The sequence below is a fragment of the Psychrobacter sp. SZ93C1 genome (genome assembly GCF_015864635.1).
Classification (GTDB): domain Bacteria; phylum Pseudomonadota; class Gammaproteobacteria; order Pseudomonadales; family Moraxellaceae; genus Psychrobacter; species Psychrobacter fozii.
In genome coordinates, this window is sequence record NZ_JADYWY010000001.1 from 587757 (window position 1) to 608564 (window position 20808).

Sequence of the window (20808 nt, forward strand, 5' to 3'; positions counted from 1 at the left end):
CATAGGGGCTGTTTTCGGTAAAGTCCTGTAACGCTATGTCTGTACAATTGCCCCCTTATCGTCCTATTAAGCACCGTAGTGGCCTCAAAGTCATGGGTGCTGCGTTCCATGCTTTGCTGATGCGTGAGCTACAAACGCGCTTTGGTGGCTATCGCTTGGGCTATCTATGGGCACCGCTAGAAGTTATATTCCAAGTACTAATTTTTTTGGTTATTTTTGGTACGATTCGTGAACGCTTAGTACCGGGGATGGATTTTTCTTTGTTTTTGGTTGTAGGAATGGTGCCATTTCGTATGTTCCAAAGAATTGCTGTCAGAGCGTTAGGCGCAGTTGATGCAAACAAAGGCTTATTGATGTACCGATCAATCAAGCATATTGATGTCATTATTGCCCGTTCATTTTTAGAGTTAGTCATTTATTTTTTCACTTCTATATTACTACTCGCAGGCCTAGCTTTTTTTGATATATATGCCAATTTAGAAAACTTGCACATTGTCTTGTTCTGTTGGATAACACTTTTTATATTTAGCTTTGGTATTGGTTTAATCATGATGGTGATAGGTTACTACGGTGGTGAGATTAGTAAAGTAATTACAATATTCTTTACGATACTATACTTCTTATCAGGCATCATTTATCCAATTCATATTATTCCCGAACCTTATTTTAGTTACTTACTTTATAACCCTTTTATTCATAATATTGAATTAATGCGGCATGCCTTCGCGCCTAATTATCCTGCATATCATATCGATATGGGATATTTCCTAAAATGGATGTTTGGGGTGAATTTTCTAGGATTATTGTTCTATAAGTATGCTGAGCGTGACATGATGCGTTCTCGTTAGAATTAACTACACAAGCTAGATGAAAAGGTAAATAAATGATTGAAATTAAAAATGTTTCTAAGTCATTTATGACCAAGAAAGGTCGACACTATCTGTTCAAGGATTTAAATCTGACCATTGGCGATAAACAGAGCGTTGGTTTGCTAGGGCGTAACGGTGTCGGTAAGTCAACTTTGCTCCGTATTATCTGTGGTCTTGATGAACCAGATCACGGAGAGATTATTACTGACTCGGCGATTTCGTGGCCAGTAGGAGTAGCCGGTGGTTTTCAAGGCAGTTTGACTGGTCGTCAAAATGTACGTTTTGTCTGTCGTCTATATTCAAGCGGTCCTTATATTGACGAAAAAATTCGGTTTGTCGAAGAGTTTGCAGACATCGGTAGTTATTTTGACATGCCAGTTAAAAGCTATTCGTCAGGAATGAAAGCACGCTTAACGTTCGGTTTAAGTTTGGCTTTTGATTTTGATTATTATATGCTCGATGAAGCCAGTGCTGTCGGCGATGCCGCTTTTCGGAAGCGTAGTGAAGAGATATTAGCTGCCCGCCGTGAACAAGCAGGATTTTTAATAGTGTCGCATAATATCGGTGATATTAAACGTAACTGCGATATTGGTATTGTGTTAATGGATCAAACAGCACACGTCTTTGACGATACAACAGAAGCGATTGAAGTTTATGAAAAGCATATCCACAAAGCAAAAAAGTAAGGTCATTAGCTTCTCGCTGTTTACTGGCTTGGTGATTATTCCTTGGGTGTTAGTGATATTTTATGTCATAACCCTTGCGCACCCGCGCTTTATTTCGACGGCTGACGTGGTGGTCAAACAGGTCAGTGATACTACTACAGCTTCAGGTGGCGGTTTGTCTGCATTACTTGGTGTCAATAGTACTAGCAAAGAAGACGCGACCTATTTGACAGAGTATATTTTGTCAAATGATATGGTAAAGCGCTTAGATAAGAAATTCAAATTTCGTGAGGCTTACCACATTGATGGTTCAGATCCGATCAATGAGCTTAAACCTGACGCGACGCAGGAAGAACTGCTTGAGTATTTCAAACAACGAGTTCATATCGATTTAGACGAACAAAGCTATATACTTTCAGTATCAACAGAAGGGTTTGATTCGAAGTATGCTTTTGAGCTCAATAAAACCATTTTGGATGAGTCTGAGCAGTTCGTAAACCGTATCTCACAAGAGGTAGCTCGCGATCAACTTGTTTTTGCAGAAACACAGTTGGGTGAGTCAGAGAAACGTCTCAATGAAACAAAAGAGAAGTTATTAAATTACCAAAATGACAATGAAATTTATGATCCAGAAGCTAATGCACAAATTGTTAATCAGCTGATTGGTAGTCTGCAGGCACAGTTGAGTTCACTACGTACGGAAGAGCGTCAATTGCTCAGTTATCTGAATCCAGATGCACCGCAAGTGGTGTCATTAAGAAGTCAGATTAAAGCGATTGAGGAGCAAACACGTCAAGAACAAACCAAGTTAACATCACCAAATACCAGTAAGTTGAATCGTCAAGCAGTAGAATTTGAAACTATCAAAGCTGACGTTGAGTTTGCGACTGAGCTATATAAATTATCGTTATCATCACTTGAAACAGCACGTTTAGAAGCCTTCAAAAAGATGAAAAACCTGATTGTAATTTCAACGCCTTATGAAGCTGAAGAAGCGTTATATCCACGCCGTGGCTACATCATTTGGACATCATTAGCATTGCTATTGATACTCTATGGGTTTGTTCGTTTAGTTATGGCAGTGGTCCGTGACCATCGTAGCTAGATTTGATCAAGGCAACTTTGACAAACCAGATATCAATAATGATCGATAGATCAGCAAAGGAATACAACGCATGAATACGAAACCACGTTCTATCGTGATGATGATTAGTTTGGCAATGGCCGCGACGAGCTTGCCAGTCATGGCAGCAGACAGTGCTGCTAATCAGATAGCTGGATCTAGCTTTGGTACGAGCAACAATACTATCAATGCCTCAACGCAAGCATTCTCTGGTAGTGTTCCGGCTCAGGCAACGATGCAAGAAGCAGTGAATGCAGCGAGTTTGCCCAGTCAGTCGGTTATCAATACCACGCGTCCGTATCAAGATATCAACACTCAAGATATGATGTTTGGTGAGCAGCTGTTTCGCGGTGCATTCTCGACCACTTCTGGCTCTACTTTTAATGACAGCTATGTGATAAACCCTGGTGACAACGTTCAAGTAAGGATGTGGGGTGCCTATCAATATGCAGCTACTACCACGGTTGATCCACAAGGTAATATATTCTTGCCCAATGTTGGTCCAGTACGCATCTCTGGTGTACAAAATGGTAATTTGCAAAACGTGGTCAAAAGCGCTGTCAGTCGTATTTACCGCTCTAACGTCGGTGTCTATGCATCACTAGAGCAGGCACAGCCAGTGAAAGTATTCGTTACTGGTTTTGTCAAACAACCTGGTTATTATGGCGGTTTGGCAGCAGATTCAGTATTGTCTTACTTAGACAGAGCAGGTGGTGTTGATCCAACTCGTGGTAGCTATATTGATATTCAAATAAAACGTAATGGTCAGATGTTACAGCAAGTCAATTTATATGATTTCCTATTGGCGGGTAAGCTACAGTCATTCTCATTTCGAGATGGTGATGTGATAACGGTCTCTCCGCAAAAGAAAACTTTTGCAGTTAGTGGCCAAGTTCAGAACGAATACACGTTTGAGTTTGATGTAAACGATTTGACCGTAGGTGATGTATTACAAGTAGCCAGTCCAGCAGCGAATGCCACTAATGTTAGTATTACCCGTAGTGCAGGCCGTGCGCAGACAGCAGAGTATTACTCATTAGCTGATGCTCAAAACGTGCCTGTTTATAATGGGGATCAAATGGTAGTCACGTCAGATCGCTATGCAGGTACCATTGCTGTTCAAGTTAAGGGCGCGCATACGGGGAATGGTGCGATGGTGGTACCCTATGGCGCTCGCCTGAAAGATATTATTCCACAGTTGCAGCCCAGTCCACTAGCGAAGCTACCAAGTTTGACTATATATCGCGAATCTGTGGCTGAGCAACAAAAACGTATGATTAATGAGTCGCTGGATCGCTTAGAAGAGCTAACGCTTGCGACGCAGTCGACCACTCGAGAAGAAGCGGCCTTGCGTCAAGATGATGCTGCTTTGGTGAAAGAGTTTGTGGCTAAAGCACGTAAAGTACAACCTGATGGTCAGATAGTCGTTGTACCAAACTCGTGGCAAGACATCATTCTGCAGCAAGGTGATATCATTGAAATACCTGCACAAACATCAGTGATTACTGTCAATGGTCAAGTACGAGCACAAGGTGCGCTAACTTTCAATCCAGATTATACCGTTGGTGATTATGTTGCTAATTCGGGTGGTTTCTCTGATAACGCTGATGCTAAAGATATTCTAGTTATTCATCAAAATGGTGCCAGTGAAGTCGTCAATACGGCTTACCGTATCCAACAAGGTGATGAAATTATGGTATTGCCGAAAGTCAAAACTAAGCGTGTGGAAATTGCACGTGGGTTGTCGCAAATTGTTTATCAACTAGCCATTGCGGCTAAAGTTGTCCTAGACCTATAACGGCTAAAGCTAGTTGTATTGGTCGATGTAAAATAATGACTAAAGGTATCAAAGATGGTAAAGAGCGCAGAAGATAAAGTCAGGACATCAGTTGTATCTGCCTCTGATACCACATTGTATTTGTCATCAGCCCAGTATCAGCTGCCCAAGCAACTGGCTCTTGTGGGAAAGGGTATACGTCATAACAATGTGTTGTTGCCGCACATGCTACAAGCTGATATTCAGCGATGGTACCCGTGGTCAGGATTAGCCTATCGCTTGGTTGATGATAGCTCATCCTTTTTACCGTTACCACGTATTATAAAACAGAAAATTATGCATTCATCAATACAGCAACCGGATGCATTTATTGGATGGGGTCACAAGAAAAGCTATCAACGAGCCAACAAGGCGGCTACACGGCAGCAGCTTTCAACCCTTAGCATTGAAGATGGCTTTTTACGCTCACTAGATTCGGGTACTAGTAGCCGTCATGGTTTGAGTGTGGTTGTTGATGATGTTGGTATCTACTTTGATCTGACACAGCGTTCACGCCTCGAGCAGCTGATAATTGAGCGTACTAAAAATGCTACTATCGATAAGAGTGGAACAGAGGAAGCACGTGCTCAGCAATTGATAGCACGTATTTGTGATGAACAGATTAGCAAGTATAATGCAGTCATTGATTGCCCTTCATTAGACGACTTGGTTAGTCAAGAAAATACAAACACGCTCAAAATACCTCTAAAATCTCATGTTTTATTAATTGATCAAGTGGCTGGTGATGCCTCTATTAGAGGTGCTGGCGCTAACAAGCGTCAATTTAAGCGAATGCTGAAAGCTGCTTGCCGTAATCATCCTGATTCTCATATTTGGATAAAGGCTCATCCTGCATCAAAATCAGGATACCTGACCAGTCTTGGACTATTTAAAAACGTTCGACTATTAACGCAAGCGCTTAACCCAATTGTACTGCTTTCTCAAGTGGAGCATGTCTATACAGTCAGCTCACATATGGGTTTTGAGGCATTGATGTTGGGGAAGAAGGTGCATTGTTTTGGTGTCAACTGGTATAGCGGTTGGGGGCTTACCGACGATAGTGGCGCACCAAAACGTTTGCTTAAAGAGGTTCAGCATCGTCGTGAATTGTCTGCCAGAGCATCAGTGAGTACTAAGAAAAAATCAGGCTTGTCACTATTTTCTATAGCGTCTAATAAGACAATAAATACAATGCTAGAAACACTGTTTTATAGCGCTTATATTGACTATAGCCATTACGTAGATCCTGCAACCAAAAAGGCTTGCGACATAGATACGGCGATTGAGTGGTTGGTGACCAATCGTCATTGGCAATCACGTCTGGAAGGTGATTTTACAGTATATGAGTTTAGCCGCTGGAAGTTGCCTTTTGTGAGAGATTTTATCAATCTGCCACGTACAACATTATTCGTTAAACCTAAGCCACGCTTAAAGAATTTACTGCATCCAGATCATTTTCGAGTCAACTATCAGCGGTCTTTACTCGTATGGGGCTTAGCCAAACGACAGCAAGTACAACAGAAGCGCCAGAAAAAGCTAGTAGTGCCATCTTCTGAAATGCCTTCTATTTACTGTATGGAAGATGGATTTATCCGTTCAAATGGTTTAGGTGCCACCCTACTAGCACCATTATCAGTGGTAATAGATAAGCAGGGCATCTATTATGATGCGACTCAGCCCTCAGATTTAGAAACATTGTTATGCAACTGCGAAGCGCTGAATCCATGTCAAAATACACGAGTAAAGCTGCTGCAAGAAAAGCTACGTACTCAGCGCGTGAGTAAATACAATGTGGGCACTGATGTTAATAGTTCTAATAGCCAGCATAGCTCATGGATGCAGGAAGCAAAGTTATCTGGCAAACGCCGAATTCTCATTATCGGTCAAGTAGAAGATGATTTATCAGTTCAGTATTGCGGTTCAGCCATCAAGACTAATAGTGGCTTGATTGATCGTGTATGCCAAGACAATCCTGATGCTTATCTGATTTATAAGCCGCACCCTGACGTTGAGGCAGGGTTGCGAGCAGGCAAAGTAGCGGCAGCAAGTTTACGTCAAGTAAATGCTGTCGCCTATGATACAGCGATGCCTGACTGCTTAGAATGTGTCGATGAAGTGCACACTATCAGCTCGTTGACGGGTTTTGAGGCATTGTTACGTGGTTTACAGGTTACCTGTTATGGTTTACCATTTTATGCAGGATGGGGGTTAACGGCCGATATTGACGCACAGTTGTCACCCAAGTCTGAATACTTGGATAGACGCAAACGAGACACAGCGTTGACGCTCGAGCAATTACTGTATTGCGTGCTCATTCGATATCCACTCTATCGTTTACCAAATGGCTATGGGCTTGCGCAAGTAGAACAGGTTATTGATTATCTGTATCCACCTAAAAACGAACATCGGCTAGAAGATAGTGGTAGTCAAGGTTCTGAGAATACAACGCCTAGCAATATAGATCGTTCAATTCAGACCTCTGACTCAGCAGTATCGACTTTGACTACACAAATTAAGCGTCATGCTGCCACACGTTTTATGCAGCAGCGTCATCGATTTCAGCAGCTCTTGCGTAAAGTATCCCGTTGATTGGCTTCAGCATCGTGGCATGATTCCACTGCGACAAGCAGGTTTTTTTTCGGTATAATATTTTTTATTTTACGTGTCTTCACACGGTTTAACGACCACTCTCGTTTTTATTTATGACCCTTTCACTTAATGGTAGCCCAATACTATGGCAGCTTCGATGTCTCACTTGCTTACTCATCGACACGTCTTGCTGTTACAAGGGAAGATGGGCGGATTTTTTAATCGCTTTTCGACATTTTTACAAACCCAAAATATCAAAGTTAGCAAAATCAACTTTAATGCAGGTGATGCTTTTTTCTATCATCATGATAATACCTATGAATATACGGAAACATTAGCGCATTTCTCTTCTTGGTTGCAGGCATTCATTAAAGAAAATGCCATTGATGCGATTGTTTGTTTCGGCGATTGTCGCCCACATCATACGCAAGCTGCCTATATTAGTGAGCAGTTAGAGACCTCATTTTTCGTATTTGAAGAAGGGTATTTGCGTCCTGACTATATTACTTTGCAAGAACATGGGATTAACGGCTATTCACGCTTAAACATAGAAGACATCAAAGCACTCAAAAAGGCCAATGACCAGCCGCTATATACACACAATCGTTTTTATCGGTTGAGTATCGCTGCTATTGTTTATTATATTATTGCCTGGATGTACAAAGGTCGCTATCCACACTATTCGCATTACCGTGGCATGACAGCATGGCAAGAGGCGATTGCTTGGCTGAGAGCACCATGGCGAAAATTGCGAGATTACATACCTGATAAACAAATGCAAAATAGATTGACTAAGAACGAAAGTAATAATTACTTCTTGATTAGTTTGCAAGTGCATAATGACTCACAGATTACCCATCACAGTGATTATCGAGATGTGGTACAGTTCATTGATGAGTCTATTGCAAGTTTTGCGACTTATGCTGATAAGCAGCAGTTGCTGGTACTGAAGCATCATCCGTTAGATCGTGGTCATCGAGACTATCGTGAGTTGGTATCTAGCTTGGCAGTGCGCTATAAAGTAGCTAACCGTGTTTTTTACGGTTGTGATATGCACTTGCCAACTTTAATGAAACATAGTATTGGTATGCTGACTATCAACAGTACTACGGGTCTGCAATCGGTATATCATAAAAAACCAACCAAGATCATGGGTCGTGCGATTTATAACACGCCTAAGCTAACCGATCAAAAACCACTTAACGATTTTTGGCAACAGCCTAAAAGTCCAGACAATGAGTTTTATCTAAGATTTCGTGAATATTTGATAGAGCAAACTCAGTTGAATGGTGCTTTTTATGGTAAGTCATTGTGGATGTATAAATATTTGGGTCAAGCAGGAAGTAAGTCTGTAGAAAAGAATTACCCTAAATCCAATAGATCTCAGTAGCCTTTACTTTCGATTTATCTTAAGTCGTTTTGATGAATTATTAGCACCACAGAAGACAATAAAGTCCTAATAAGCATCATACTTTCTCTCTGTATGGTTATCAGCTCGTAACTTCACTTGTAAATCATCTCTCTGCTCACAAAATCGCCTTACTTTGTAGTGGAAAACTGCTAGAATACTCTTTTACATCTGCACGTAAGTAATAGCCTGTTTGACTATTGATTTGAGATAGCAGTTTTAGTGTATAAGCTATTTTCAGCAATAGACAGTTATTGTATCGCTTGCGTCTGACAGCATTTATTCTTTTAGTTTCATTATTCTATCACCCTTAATTTAGTAGGCGCTTTGTGACTGCATTAGCCAATATTCGTAACTTTTCAATCATTGCCCACATTGATCATGGCAAGTCGACACTTGCTGATCGTTTTATTCAGATGTGCGGTGCCTTGCAAGATCGCGAGATGCAGGCGCAAGTACTTGACTCCATGGATATTGAGCGTGAGCGCGGTATCACTATTAAGGCGCAGTCGGTAACGTTGTTCTACGATCATCCTAATGGTGAGCGTTATCAGCTCAACTTTATCGATACACCAGGACACGTCGACTTTTCTTATGAAGTATCGCGTTCATTAGCCGCTTGTGAAGGTGCGCTTTTGGTCGTTGATGCCGCGCAAGGCGTCGAAGCGCAATCAGTAGCTAACTGCTATACGGCAGTTGATCAAGGCCTAGAAGTTATGGCTGTACTGAATAAAATTGATTTGCCACAAGTTGAGCCTGAACGCGTTATTCAAGAAATTGAAGATATCATTGGTATTGATGCGGTTGATGCACCACGTGTATCAGCCAAGTCAGGTTTAGGCGTTGATAAACTGTTAGAAGCATTGGTTGCGTTTATTCCAGCACCGACTGGTGACCGTGAAGCACCGCTGCAAGCCTTAATCATTGATTCGTGGTTTGATAACTATTTGGGTGTGGTGTCATTGGTTCGTGTGCGCGAAGGAACTATACGCAAAGGTGATAAGCTCTATATTAAATCAACTCAAGAGGCGCATTTAGTGGGCTCTATTGGTGTGTTTACGCCAAAGCCTGTAGATACGGGTATTTTAGAGGCGGGTGAAGTTGGTTTCATTATTGCTGGTATTAAAGACATTGCCGGCGCACCTGTTGGTGATACGATTACCCACGCCAAAACGCCTGATGTCGATCGTATTCCAGGTTTCAAGCAAGTAACCCCGCAAGTCTATGCAGGCATGTTCCCTGTAGAGTCTACTGACTTCGAAAAATTCCGTGAAGCCTTACAAAAGCTGCAGATCAATGATGCGTCTCTATTTTTTGAGCCAGATACGTCAGATGCACTTGGTTTTGGTTTCCGCTGTGGCTTCTTGGGTATGCTACACATGGAGATTATCCAAGAGCGTCTAGAGCGTGAATATGATCTAGATTTGATTACGACAGCGCCCTCAGTTATCTATGAAATTGAGAAAAAGAATGGCGATGTTATTTATGTAGACAACCCATCACATCTACCTGAGCCAAACAACATCGAAGAGTTTCGTGAGCCGATTGCCCGCTGTCAGATATTAGTACCGCAAGAGTACTTAGGTAATGTGATGACCTTGTGTATTGAACGTCGTGGCGTTCAGGTTGATATGCGCTTTATGGGTCGACAGGTACAGCTGATATTTGACATTCCAATGGGCGAAGTGGTCATGGATTTCTTTGATCGCCTAAAGTCGGTCTCACGCGGTTTTGCCTCGCTCGATTATAACTTTGAGCGTTATCAAGCCGATAAACTGGTGAGAGTCGATGTGCTAATCAATGGCGATAAAGTCGATGCCTTAGCGATGATTGTGCACGAAACCCAATCACGTTATCGTGGTAATGCACTAGTCACTAAGATGAAAGAGTTAATTCCACGTCAGATGTTTGATGTGGCCATTCAGGCGGCTATTGGTAGCCAAATCATTGGTCGTAGTACAGTAAAAGCTATGCGTAAAGATGTACTAGCAAAATGTTATGGTGGCGATGTTTCGCGTAAGAAAAAGCTATTGTCTAAACAGAAAGCTGGTAAAAAACGTATGAAGCAAGTGGGTAATGTGGAAATTCCACAAGAAGCCTTCTTGGCTGTACTGCAAGTAGAATAAGTCGTGAATATTCATTGTTAGTGTGAAATTGACAATCATGAATACAATTAATTGATGAATAGCAACCGTTAAAGCAGCAGCTCGTTAATAGGCAAACTAGTATGGATTTTGATTTTAATTTAATTTTAGTGCCATTAACCGTCGTTTTGGGTATTGTTTGGCTATTAGACAAATTGGCACTCAAACAACGTAAAACTCGTGGGCGTGGTCAAGAAGGCTTACTAGTACGCTGGGCTTATGATTTTTTCCCTGTATTGGCAGTGGTATTGATTGTGCGCTCATTCTTGATTGAGCCTTTCAATATTCCATCATCTTCTATGGTACCGACGCTTTATACGGGCGATTTTATTGCTGTAAACAAGTATTCTTATGGCGTAAGACTACCGCTAACTTATAATAAAATATTGGATACAGGCTCGCCTGAGCATGGTGATGTTGCTGTATTTCGCTATCCTGAAAATCCTAGTATTTATTATATCAAGCGTGTGATTGGGTTGCCTGGTGATACTGTCAGCTACGATCAAGGTGTACTTGCGATTAACGATGTTCCGATTGATACTCAGCCAGTAGATTTTTCGGCAAGTGCTGAATTGACTTCACAGCTTTATCTGCCGGGACAAATTGCTCCAGGACAAGAGCTGACCGAAGAAAGTGCAGCTGCGATGGGCCAACAAGAAGAAGGCGAGGCGCAGTACTTTGAGGAGACACCAGGTGAGAACAAGCATCTTGTTCGCTACTTAACTGGTATGAATAGTGCTCAGTACGCACCATTTCTACAGCAGCAGTCACCAGAAGTGGTTAGCTCAGAAGGGACAGAATGGCGTATTAATGTGCCAGAAGGTCATTATTTTGTGATGGGTGATAACCGTGACCGTAGTGCTGATGGTCGGTTTTGGGGATTTGTACCGGATGAGAACTTAGCGGGCAAAGCAGTTTATATTTGGATGCATAAGCCACCAGGACTTAACTTACCAACTTTTCAACGCAATGGTGCCATTAACTAAGATGTTAAGAATCTCTATTGGTTGATTTTTCGATAATAGTTTTGTGCTAATATTGTTGCTATCTAATAAACGGATATCTAATGTTTAGGTATTCACTATAATAGCAACTTATCGGTAGAGGAATACAATAATGCAGCAATTATCTGGATTGGCCACGCAGCGAGGCGCTAGTGTGACAAGCATCGTGTTCATCATTATGGTGTTGGGCATTGCTGCTAAGTTGACAGTTGCTATTGTGCCAGCTCAGATTGGTGATTATCAATTGACTAAAACTTTGAGTACAGAACTTCTCGAGTCAAATAATAACAACGAAACGGCCAAGCAGTTTGTTGCACGTGTTAATAGGCAGTTATCTATCAATGCTGACTATAATACTACCGCAGAAGAAGTTTTTACTTTTACCAATAAGAAAACCGGTCAGTTAGCTATTTACAAGCAATACGCAGTAACCAATAATTTCTTTAGCAATATTGATATCGTCAATCGTTTTGAAGGTGATATCGATATGGCAGCAGCAGAGTAATTGAAAGAGGTGTTAATATCCTCTTAAATTTTCCTTATAACCTTAGTCGATAAATATTATGACTAAATTCGTAAAACAGAAGGGATAACCACAAGCCACGCATGAAACCAACTTCGCAGCATTCCCAAGCGGTTCCTACTCCTCAACAAAATAGCACGTCTGTCGACACGCTTGTTGTTAGCTCAGAATTTATTCAGCGGCTAGCGGTCTTAACGCGTAAGTTGGGCTATGTGTTCAACGACTTGAGCCTTCCAAAACTCGCATTGACGCATCGCTCGTTTGATAGCAAGAAAAACTATGAGCGTTTAGAGTTTTTAGGTGATGCCTTACTAGGTATGATTGTCGGTGAGGCTTTATATCATCGCTATCCTAGCCAAAATGAAGGCCGATTAACTCGTATGCGTGCAACGTTGGTACGGCAAGAGTCACTGGTCATCATTGCGCAAAACTTAGAGCTCTCTAATCACCTTATACTAGGAGTGGGCGAGAGGAAGGGTGGTGGTCGCAATCGTGCTTCTATACTGGCCGATGCGGTAGAGTCTCTGATAGGTGCTATATATTTAGACAGTCAAGATATGGATATTACGCGAGATTGCGTGCTCTCTTGGTACGGAGATTTGATTGATAACGTCAATGATCGCAAAGCATTAAAAGATGCAAAAAGTCGTTTACAAGAGTGGCTTCAATCTAAGCAGTTTGACTTGCCACATTACGAGTTAATGGAAACACGTGGTAATGCACCGTATCAAATTTTTGTTGTACGTTGCCATGTCAATATCATTAACTGCCCTGATATTACTGAATCTGGTGAGAGCCGTCGTATCGCTGAACAAAAAGCGGCAGAGCTTATGATCAACCAGTTGCACAAACTTCCAGGCTCAGTTAAAAAGCGTACATAACTAACATTTAGAGATTTACTACTAACGCAATTTTAAACTGACGACTCATATTAAGTGACGTTTGAAAAACTGCTTATTTGCTTTCTATTAAACGTCATATACTTTCAAACCTCAAATATTTCTCAACCGACAACGGTTTCCCTTTTTTAGTGCTGATAAAACCACTTCATCATTAACTGCCGTTTGACAGGTTATAAAACTTACAGGATTACCCTATGAGCAATCATGCTGATTTGCCCTCAAATAATGAAGATAACGCCGAAAATATGACTGAAAAAAAAGATATCAACTTAAGCCAAGATAATACTGATATAACGAATGATGGTATCGCTCACTCAGAAGATGTTACGTCAGAAAACGATATAGCAATTGAAGAGTTCTTCTCGCCTAGCAGCCATAAAGGTATGGCTGATAACTTTAAAACGGGCTACGTTGCTATTGTGGGACGTCCAAATGTCGGTAAATCGACACTAATGAATCACTTGTTAGGTCAAAAGCTGTCTATTACGTCACGTAAACCGCAAACGACTCGTCATCGTATTCACGGCATTCTGTCAAATCATGAGATGCAGGCCGTATTTGTAGATACACCAGGTATTCATCGTAATGAAGTGCGTGCTATCAATGAGCGTATGAACAAAGCCGCCGTATCTGCATTAGTAGATGTTGATTTGGTACTATTCGTTGTTGATTCAGACCAGTGGCGTGACGATGACTTGTTGACCTTGCAGAAGCTCGGTGAGACTGATTTAACTGTAGTATTGGTCATTAATAAATCAGATACCTTAAAAGATAAAGGCAGTGTATTGCCACTTATCGAGACTTTTAATGCCAGTTTTGATTTTGCTGACATTGTGCCTGTATCTGCTCTAAAAAATCAGAATCTAGACCGCTTAGAAGAAGTGATTGCGTCGCATCTACCAGTTGCGGCACCTATTTATGATACTGAACAAATTACCGATCGATCAGAGCGTTTTTTAGCCAGTGAGATTATCCGCGAAAAAATCATGCGTAGTTCAGGTGATGAAGTGCCATATGATTTAACGGTACAGATTGATGCATTTAAAGATGAGCCTGCACATACTGATCCAAAAACAGGTCGTCCACGTAAAGCTTGTACTTTTATCGATGCGACTATTTATGTTGAGCGTAGCGGTCAAAAAGCGATTGTCATTGGCGACAAAGGACAACGTATCAAGCAAGTTGGTATGGATGCTCGTAAAGATATGGAGCAGCTTTTCGATAAAAAAATCATGCTCACATTATGGGTGAAAGTGAAGCGTGGTTGGTCTGATGATGAGCGTGCATTGACCAGTTTGGGATATTGATTGGACACTAGCATTTTGAAAGTTTCTTTACGTGCTAAATGCTGAGGTAATAAAAAATGCGTAATGAAGCGCTAGTCGGTTACTTATTACATCAGCGTCCCTATCAAGAGAATCGCGCTTTATACTATTTATTTTCTCAACAGCATGGTGTGATACATGGTATTGGGAAAAAAGGTGCGCCATTATTTATGCCGTTACAACTCTTTGCTACCGGCAAGCGTGACTTAAAGACGTTCAGTCAAATCAGTATCACGTCACAAATTGCCATTCCAAGAAGTATAGAAGATAAGGGTAATATCACTGCTACTCTAGAGTCAGTCCCTTATGAAAATATCACTGGCCAGCAGCAATACTCTGCACTGTACTTAAATGAAATATTGTGGCGATTGTTACCCACTGAAGATCCTATGCCTATATTGTGGCAGCATTATCAAGACAGTCTACATCAGCTTAGAAAGCCCTTAAATACCGATGAATTACGATTGTGTCTGCGCCAATTTGAGTCTCACTTATTTAATGAGTTGGGTTTTAGCTTAATTTTGACCCACGATAGTATCCAAGATATTATCAAACCGAATTGTTCTTATTGCTTTTTACCTGATGTGGGATTTATGCCTGTCTTACAGAATGAATCACAGTCTGAACATTTAGAAAGTACCACTATGAAAACTATATTCATGGGTGCCGATCTTATTAAGATGGCAGAGTTGGGTATTACTAAAACGACTCTGAATCATTGGTCGAAGTTATATCGACACCTCATTGATCATTTGCTTGATTATCAACCGTTGCAAAGTCGTTTGTTATGGCAGCAGCAGCGAAGTTATCAGTAATCACTAAAAAATATCGTATATCGCCCTAATTATTACATTCAGTAGGATGGTCTTCATTGAATTTTTGGGTAATACGGCCTGTCTGGCTAAATGATATCAAGTACATCGCGTCATTATAGTCAACGGTTGGACAGTATTTGATATGTCCAAAGTGCCCTCGAGGTTGACCACTATCTCCCCAAAACTTAGTGTAATGACGTTTAGCTCCAACTCGTAAACTTAGCTTGCTATATTTAAGACTCAATGCATGCTGAGCGATTAAAAAATCGACTTGAGTATCGAAGTGCTTGTTGTCATTTTTGTCTACAAATAGCAAAAGTGTCTTGTCGCTATCTCTATAGCAGCGACCTCCACTATCAGATAAACAGACAATCACATTCTGTCTTCTAATATAACTCTCAGCCTTCGCTAGGGTCAGCGAGCTTTCTAATTGACTTCTAATACGCTTGGCTTCCATATGTGCTAATTGTGTTTGTATGAATGGCACGGCAATCGCCACCAGAATCCCTAAAATAACGATAGTAAAAATAAGCTCGACAAGCGTAAAACCTTGTCTATCTTTAAATATGTTTGTCTTTATTGTGACTTTATCAAACGTAGATTTGTCAGAAAACGACATGTAAAGTTGCATTACGAAAAAGGTAAATCTCTTATGGACGTGCTTATACTGAATCAATATCAATAAAAGTGACAAAAATGCAAATAGCTTTCTATAACTTGATAATATTCTATATAGCAGTGTCATAAGGTCTTATTACCTATAGTGAGTAACTTGTTTCAATAAAACAATCTCGCTTTTTGTCATTGGCTGTTCAAGTATTTTATAAAGACCTTATAGCTTCAGTGTCTTGATCTCATAAAAACTTAAAAACAGGTTAGCGTTTCACATATACAGAATAATGTTGGCTATCTTAATATATACAGAATATATGTCTACTGTCAAAATTTGTTTCAATTAGTGAATGAAGAGTTTTAATAATAGAGAAAAATTACTTACCGTATTAAAATATGCTCAGGCAATAGGTGCTATTCAGTTTACTATCTATGTGAAACTGACATACAAAAGATAGAATGCGTAAGGCGTGTTAGTTCTAGGTAACTCCAGCAAGCTATTGTGTTTTAGTTACAACATTATCGTGTAATAATGTGTAGCTCCTTAACGAAAAAAGTTGTAAACTGAATCGATAATCGCTAAGCTACTCCTTAATTGGTTTTGCTTTGTCACTTGAAATTCGTAAAAGATGTCTATTTGAAGCATCTTGAGAAACGGTTTTGCTTAATGCATCACTAAAATTATCCTTTGGAGGAAGTCCATGAAATTGAATAAAATAGCTCTAGCATTGGTTGCAGTAGCAGCAGCACCTTTAGCTGCTAACGCTGGTGTAACGATTAGCCCATTATTACTAGGTTACCATGTTACTGATGATATCAGTGATACAGCTGACAAGCAGCGTGATATCCTTCGTACCGGCAAAAACTTGCAAGAAAACACGGATCGTGATGGCAACTCTAACGGCGGTGTAGCTAAAGAAAGTAGCCTATATACTGGTGCTGCTCTAGGTATCGAGCTTACTCCTTCTACTCAGTTCCAAGTTGAGTATGGTGTATCAAATGCTAATGGCGAAGCTTCTGAAGATTCAGCTAAATCTGGTGCTAACCGTTTTGATGTTGAACAAACCATGCTTTCTGGTAACTTCTTAATCGGTACTGAAGAGTTTACTGGTTATACTGATAGCGCATTCAAGCCATATGTATTGGTTGGTGCTGGTCAATCTAAGATCAAAGTAGAAAACCAAGAAACTTATGTTTCTGATGTAACTGGCGAAACAGTTACTGCTGGTACTGAAGTATCAAGCTCTAAAGATACTATCGGTAACCTAGGTCTAGGTGCTATGTATCGTATCAACGATGCTTTAAGCCTACGTGGTGAAGCTCGTGCGATTCATAACTTTGATAACAACTGGTGGGAAGGCATGGCTTTGGCCGGTCTAGAAGTTGTACTTGGTGGCCATCTAGCACCTACAGTAGCAGTACCGCCAATGCAAGAGCCAATGGTTGACACTACTCCAGTAGTAGTAGTTGAATCTGATCTTGATTCTGATGGTGATGGCGTACCTGATAGCATCGATGCATGCCCAGGCACTCCAATGAACGTCGTAGTAGATGAGCGCGGTTGCCCAGTACCAGTAGATATTACTGATGAACTGAAAATGGAACTACGTGTATTCTTTGATAACGATAAATCAGCTATCAAAACTCAGTACCAGCCAGAAATCGCTAAAGTAGCAGAGAAGATGCGTGAGTATCCTAACTCTGTAGCACGCGTAGAAGGTCATGCTTCTAAAACTGGTCCTTCAGCACGTTACAACCAACGTCTGTCTGAAGCTCGTGCCGTTGCAGTTAAATCTATGCTAACTAACGAATTCGGTATCGCTCCAAACCGTCTATCAACTGTTGGTTATGGTTATGACAACCCAATCGCTCCAAACGACACTGAAGAAGGTCGTGCTATGAACCGTCGCGTTTATGCCATCATCACTGGTGACAAAACAATGACTGTTGAACAAACTAAAGATATGGTTGTTCAATAAGTAATAGCCAATTGGTTATGTGATTAAATATATAGTTACAAAAAAAGCTACCCACTGGGTGGCTTTTTTTTGTTTATGTATTGAGAAAAGTGAGTTATTACATAAATTTATGAATCAATAATGTTATACTAGCTGCCCAAACATTCTGTAAATTGACAGAATGTACATTAGCATAGCTATCTGTATGATGAATTTATCAGTGTAGATTCTTGATTATATTGAAATTATTTGATTAACAGCACTTATGGTGCAGTCGTCTAAAAGTAAGTATTCAATATCTATCTGGTTGATGATAAAGGTTTATCCGGCGGCGCTTACTGCTACTGCATTTTTTAAGACGAAACGAGCATTTTATATGGCGAACGATATCAAACACCTGCGTAACATTGCAATTATTGCCCACGTTGACCACGGTAAAACAACTTTGGTTGATAAGTTATTACATCAGTCTGGTACTTTTGGCGACCGTGCAAACGTTGCTGAACGTGCAATGGATTCAGGCGATATTGAGCAAGAACGTGGTATTACTATTTTGGCTAAAAACACAGCTATCCGCTGGACAGATCAAACTGTAGATACAGAATACCGTATCAACATTGTTGACACCCCAGGTCACGCCGATTTCGGTGGTGAAGTTGAGCGTGTTATGTCAATGGTTGACTGCGTATTACTAGTTGTTGACGCTGTTGATGGTCCAATGCCTCAGACTCGTTTTGTAACGCAAAAAGCATTTGAGCAAGGTCTAAAGCCTATTGTTGTTATCAACAAAATTGACCGTCCTGGTTCGCGTCCTGATTGGGTAATGGATCAAATCTTTGATTTGTTTGATAACCTAGGTGCGACTGATGAGCAGCTTGATTTCCCAGTTGTTTATGCATCAGCATTGAACGGTGTTGCAGGTTTAGAAGCTGATAATTTAGCTGATGATATGACGCCACTATTCAAAACTATCGTTGATGTTGTACAGGCTCCACAGGTTGATGCAGATGCACCATTCCGCATGCAAATCTCAAGCCTTGACTACAACAGCTTTGTTGGTGTTATCGGTATTGGTCGTATCCAGCGTGGTAAAGTTAAATTGAACACGCAAGTAACTGTCATTGACAAGCATGGCAACACGCGTAATGGCCGTATTCTAAAAATCATGGGCTATCATGGTCTTGACCGTATTGATGTTGAAGATGCACAAGCTGGTGATATCGTTTGTATCACTGGTATTGACGCACTTAATATCTCAGATACGATTTGTGATCCAGCTAATGTTGAAGCATTACCAGCACTAACGGTAGATGAACCTACCGTATCAATGAATTTTCAAGTAAACAACTCACCGTTCGCTGGTCGTGATGGTAAGTTTGTGACGTCACGTAATATTCGTGAGCGTCTTGAGCGTGAATTGATTCATAACGTAGCACTACGTGTAGAAGACACAGAGTCTCCTGATAAATTTAAAGTATCAGGTCGCGGTGAGCTTCACTTATCTGTACTTATCGAAAACATGCGTCGTGAAGGTTTTGAGATGGGTGTTTCAGGCCCAGAAGTTATCGTTAAAGAAGTTGATGGTAAGTTACAAGAGCCGTATGAAAACGTTGTGTTCGATATTGAAGACGGGCATCAAGGTTCTATCATGGAGCAAGTTGGTCTACGCAAAGGCGAGATGACTAACATGGAACTTGATGGTAAAGGTCGTATGCGTATTGAAGCGACTATTCCTGCTCGTGGTCTGATTGGTTTCCGTTCTGAGTTCTTAACTCTGACTTCAGGCAGCGGTATCATGACTTCTAGCTTCTCACATTACGGTCCGCAAAAGATCGGTGATGTTGGTGGTCGCTCTAATGGTGTATTGGTTTCTATGGCTAAAGGTGTTTGCCTAGGCTTTGCACTATTTAACCTTCAAAAACGTGGTAAGTTATTTGCTGAGCCACAGCTTGAAGTTTACGAAGGTATGATTGTCGGTCTGAACTCTCGTAACGATGACATGACTGTTAACCCAACGACAGCTAAACAGCTAACCAACGTACGTGCTAGTGGTACTGATGAAGCATTGACGTTGACGCCAGCAGTTAAGTTTACGCTTGAGCAAGCACTTGAATTCATCCAAGATGACGAATTGGTTGAAGTAACCCCTAAAGCGATTCGTCTACGTAAGCGTTACTTGACTGAAAGTGAGCGTAAGCGTCACGGCCGTGGTAAAAAAGGTGCTTAATATCAATAAGTGGGTTACTTAGTAATTCATATCATTGATGTTTGACGCTGAAATTCAATGTCAGTAAAAATTTTCTGACATTGAAGCCGTTAAAAAATTAGCAGTATAAGGTGAGCGAATAGTGCTTCACTTTATACTGCTTTTTTTTGTGTTGTAATTTTGCAAAAATAGAGACAGAATGAATAGTCATATTAATATATTCAATAATTACTATTAAAGCCAATTGTGGCGATAACTAGACAGTTATATCTGTTTATAGATAAATTTTGGGGAAAAATAATGAGTATGGTATCTGAGTTTAAAGAGTTTGCGTTAAAAGGTAATGTGATGGACCTAGCAGTTGGTGTCATCATTGGTGGTGCTTTCGCAACCATCACAACTTCTCTCGTGGCAGACATTATCATGCCTATCGTCGCCTTTATATTCGGTGGCGAAATTGACTTTAAGAACATGTTCTTAGTATTAGGGGACGCACCTGAAGGTATTGCTATGACCTATGACGCACTTAAAGAATCGGGTGTTCCAGTATTAGCATACGGTAACTTTATTACGGTGCTTATTAACTTCCTAATTTTAGCGTTCATTATCTTTATGATGGTCAGAACGGTAAATAAAATGCGCCGTGCTCAAGAAGTAGAAGAAGTGGTAGAGGCCATTGTGGAACCTTCAGAAGAGGTACTATTACTTCGTGAAATTAGTGCCAAGTTAAGTAATACTGACATCTCTAAATAAAGTCATTTAATGTAGTGAATAAAACAATAAAAAAGGCTAACGTCGCGTTAGCCTTTTTTATTGTCAATTTACAAACAAATTAGATTTAGTATCTAT

The 20808-nt window shown here is 40.7% G+C and carries 16 protein-coding genes; 15 read left to right on the forward strand and 1 reads right to left on the reverse strand.

The annotated features are described in order from the left end of the window. Positions 1-35 precede the first annotated feature (35 nt). The 12 genes from I6E83_RS02525 (at position 36) to recO (ending at position 15183) form a co-directional block, all read left to right on the forward strand. A complete protein-coding gene (locus I6E83_RS02525; RefSeq protein WP_197099838.1) occupies positions 36-848 on the forward strand; it encodes an ABC transporter permease in 813 nt (270 codons plus the stop codon). Positions 849-883: 35 nt separating this feature from the next. After that, on the forward strand, positions 884-1555 hold the full coding sequence (locus tag I6E83_RS02530) for an ABC transporter ATP-binding protein (protein ID WP_197099839.1): 672 nt from the start codon (positions 884-886) through the stop codon (positions 1553-1555). Further along, complete coding sequence (locus tag I6E83_RS02535) at positions 1524-2639, forward strand: capsule biosynthesis protein (RefSeq protein ID WP_197099840.1); 1116 nt, start codon at positions 1524-1526, stop codon at positions 2637-2639. The genes I6E83_RS02530 and I6E83_RS02535 overlap by 32 nt, the downstream gene beginning before the upstream one ends. Positions 2640-2709: 70 nt before the next feature. After that, positions 2710-4455 carry a polysaccharide biosynthesis/export family protein gene (locus tag I6E83_RS02540; protein ID WP_197099841.1) on the forward strand — a complete coding sequence of 582 codons (1746 nt, stop codon included), beginning with the start codon at positions 2710-2712 and terminating at the stop codon, positions 4453-4455. 54 nt (positions 4456-4509) lie between these two features. Beyond that, positions 4510-7062 (forward strand): capsular polysaccharide biosynthesis protein, encoded by a 2553-nt coding sequence (locus tag I6E83_RS02545; protein WP_197099842.1) that lies wholly within the window; start codon positions 4510-4512, stop codon positions 7060-7062. 145 nt (positions 7063-7207) lie between these two features. Further along, positions 7208-8452 carry a capsule biosynthesis protein gene (locus I6E83_RS02550; protein WP_197099843.1) on the forward strand — a complete coding sequence of 415 codons (1245 nt, stop codon included), beginning with the start codon at positions 7208-7210 and terminating at the stop codon, positions 8450-8452. 347 nt (positions 8453-8799) lie between these two features. Then, positions 8800-10596, forward strand: a complete 1797-nt coding sequence (gene lepA, locus I6E83_RS02555; protein ID WP_110921745.1) for a translation elongation factor 4 — start codon at positions 8800-8802, stop codon at positions 10594-10596. A 101-nt stretch (positions 10597-10697) separates the two neighbouring features. Then, positions 10698-11600 (forward strand): signal peptidase I, encoded by a 903-nt coding sequence (gene lepB / locus I6E83_RS02560; RefSeq protein ID WP_197099844.1) that lies wholly within the window; start codon positions 10698-10700, stop codon positions 11598-11600. A 130-nt stretch (positions 11601-11730) separates the two neighbouring features. Further along, a complete protein-coding gene (locus I6E83_RS02565; RefSeq protein ID WP_227680772.1) occupies positions 11731-12123 on the forward strand; it encodes a DUF4845 domain-containing protein in 393 nt (130 codons plus the stop codon). A gap of 101 nt (positions 12124-12224) precedes the next feature. Beyond that, on the forward strand, positions 12225-13022 hold the full coding sequence (gene rnc / locus I6E83_RS02570) for a ribonuclease III (RefSeq protein WP_197099845.1): 798 nt from the start codon (positions 12225-12227) through the stop codon (positions 13020-13022). A gap of 284 nt (positions 13023-13306) precedes the next feature. Beyond that, positions 13307-14350: a GTPase Era gene (era, locus tag I6E83_RS02575; protein WP_413787045.1), complete on the forward strand. Its 1044-nt coding sequence runs from the start codon at positions 13307-13309 to the stop codon at positions 14348-14350. A 56-nt stretch (positions 14351-14406) separates the two neighbouring features. Then, positions 14407-15183, forward strand: coding sequence for a DNA repair protein RecO (gene recO / locus I6E83_RS02580; RefSeq protein ID WP_197099846.1), 777 nt, complete (start codon positions 14407-14409; stop codon positions 15181-15183). A 25-nt stretch (positions 15184-15208) separates the two neighbouring features. On the opposite strand, the gene I6E83_RS02585 is transcribed toward recO, so the two are convergent. Continuing rightward, on the reverse strand, positions 15209-15802 hold the full coding sequence (locus I6E83_RS02585) for a prepilin-type N-terminal cleavage/methylation domain-containing protein (protein ID WP_110922194.1): 594 nt from the start codon (positions 15800-15802) through the stop codon (positions 15209-15211). Between the two features lie 694 nt (positions 15803-16496). Between I6E83_RS02585 and I6E83_RS02590 the strand changes: the two genes are divergently transcribed. The 3 genes from I6E83_RS02590 (at position 16497) to mscL (ending at position 20712) form a co-directional block, all read left to right on the forward strand. Then, positions 16497-17774 carry an OmpA family protein gene (locus I6E83_RS02590; protein WP_110921740.1) on the forward strand — a complete coding sequence of 426 codons (1278 nt, stop codon included), beginning with the start codon at positions 16497-16499 and terminating at the stop codon, positions 17772-17774. A 355-nt stretch (positions 17775-18129) separates the two neighbouring features. After that, positions 18130-19980, forward strand: coding sequence for a translational GTPase TypA (gene typA / locus I6E83_RS02595; RefSeq protein ID WP_110921739.1), 1851 nt, complete (start codon positions 18130-18132; stop codon positions 19978-19980). A gap of 279 nt (positions 19981-20259) precedes the next feature. Next, complete coding sequence (mscL, locus tag I6E83_RS02600; protein WP_110921738.1) at positions 20260-20712, forward strand: large conductance mechanosensitive channel protein MscL; 453 nt, start codon at positions 20260-20262, stop codon at positions 20710-20712. Positions 20713-20808: the final 96 nt, after the last annotated feature.

Bases quoted from the DNA above. Each gene is read 5' to 3' on its own strand.
- I6E83_RS02525 (WP_197099838.1), top strand. From the start codon at position 36: ATGTCTGTACAATTGCCCCCTTATCGTCCTATTAAGCACCGTAGTGGC.
- I6E83_RS02530 (WP_197099839.1), top strand. From the start codon at position 884: ATGATTGAAATTAAAAATGTTTCTAAGTCATTTATGACCAAGAAAGGT.
- I6E83_RS02535 (WP_197099840.1), top strand. From the start codon at position 1,524: ATGAAAAGCATATCCACAAAGCAAAAAAGTAAGGTCATTAGCTTCTCG.
- I6E83_RS02540 (WP_197099841.1), top strand. From the start codon at position 2,710: ATGAATACGAAACCACGTTCTATCGTGATGATGATTAGTTTGGCAATG.
- I6E83_RS02545 (WP_197099842.1), top strand. From the start codon at position 4,510: ATGGTAAAGAGCGCAGAAGATAAAGTCAGGACATCAGTTGTATCTGCC.
- I6E83_RS02550 (WP_197099843.1), top strand. From the start codon at position 7,208: ATGGCAGCTTCGATGTCTCACTTGCTTACTCATCGACACGTCTTGCTG.
- lepB (WP_197099844.1), top strand. From the start codon at position 10,698: ATGGATTTTGATTTTAATTTAATTTTAGTGCCATTAACCGTCGTTTTG.
- I6E83_RS02565 (WP_227680772.1), top strand. From the start codon at position 11,731: ATGCAGCAATTATCTGGATTGGCCACGCAGCGAGGCGCTAGTGTGACA.
- rnc (WP_197099845.1), top strand. From the start codon at position 12,225: ATGAAACCAACTTCGCAGCATTCCCAAGCGGTTCCTACTCCTCAACAA.
- recO (WP_197099846.1), top strand. From the start codon at position 14,407: ATGCGTAATGAAGCGCTAGTCGGTTACTTATTACATCAGCGTCCCTAT.
- I6E83_RS02585 (WP_110922194.1), bottom strand. From the start codon at position 15,802: ATGTCGTTTTCTGACAAATCTACGTTTGATAAAGTCACAATAAAGACA.
- I6E83_RS02590 (WP_110921740.1), top strand. From the start codon at position 16,497: ATGAAATTGAATAAAATAGCTCTAGCATTGGTTGCAGTAGCAGCAGCA.
- typA (WP_110921739.1), top strand. From the start codon at position 18,130: ATGGCGAACGATATCAAACACCTGCGTAACATTGCAATTATTGCCCAC.
- mscL (WP_110921738.1), top strand. From the start codon at position 20,260: ATGAGTATGGTATCTGAGTTTAAAGAGTTTGCGTTAAAAGGTAATGTG.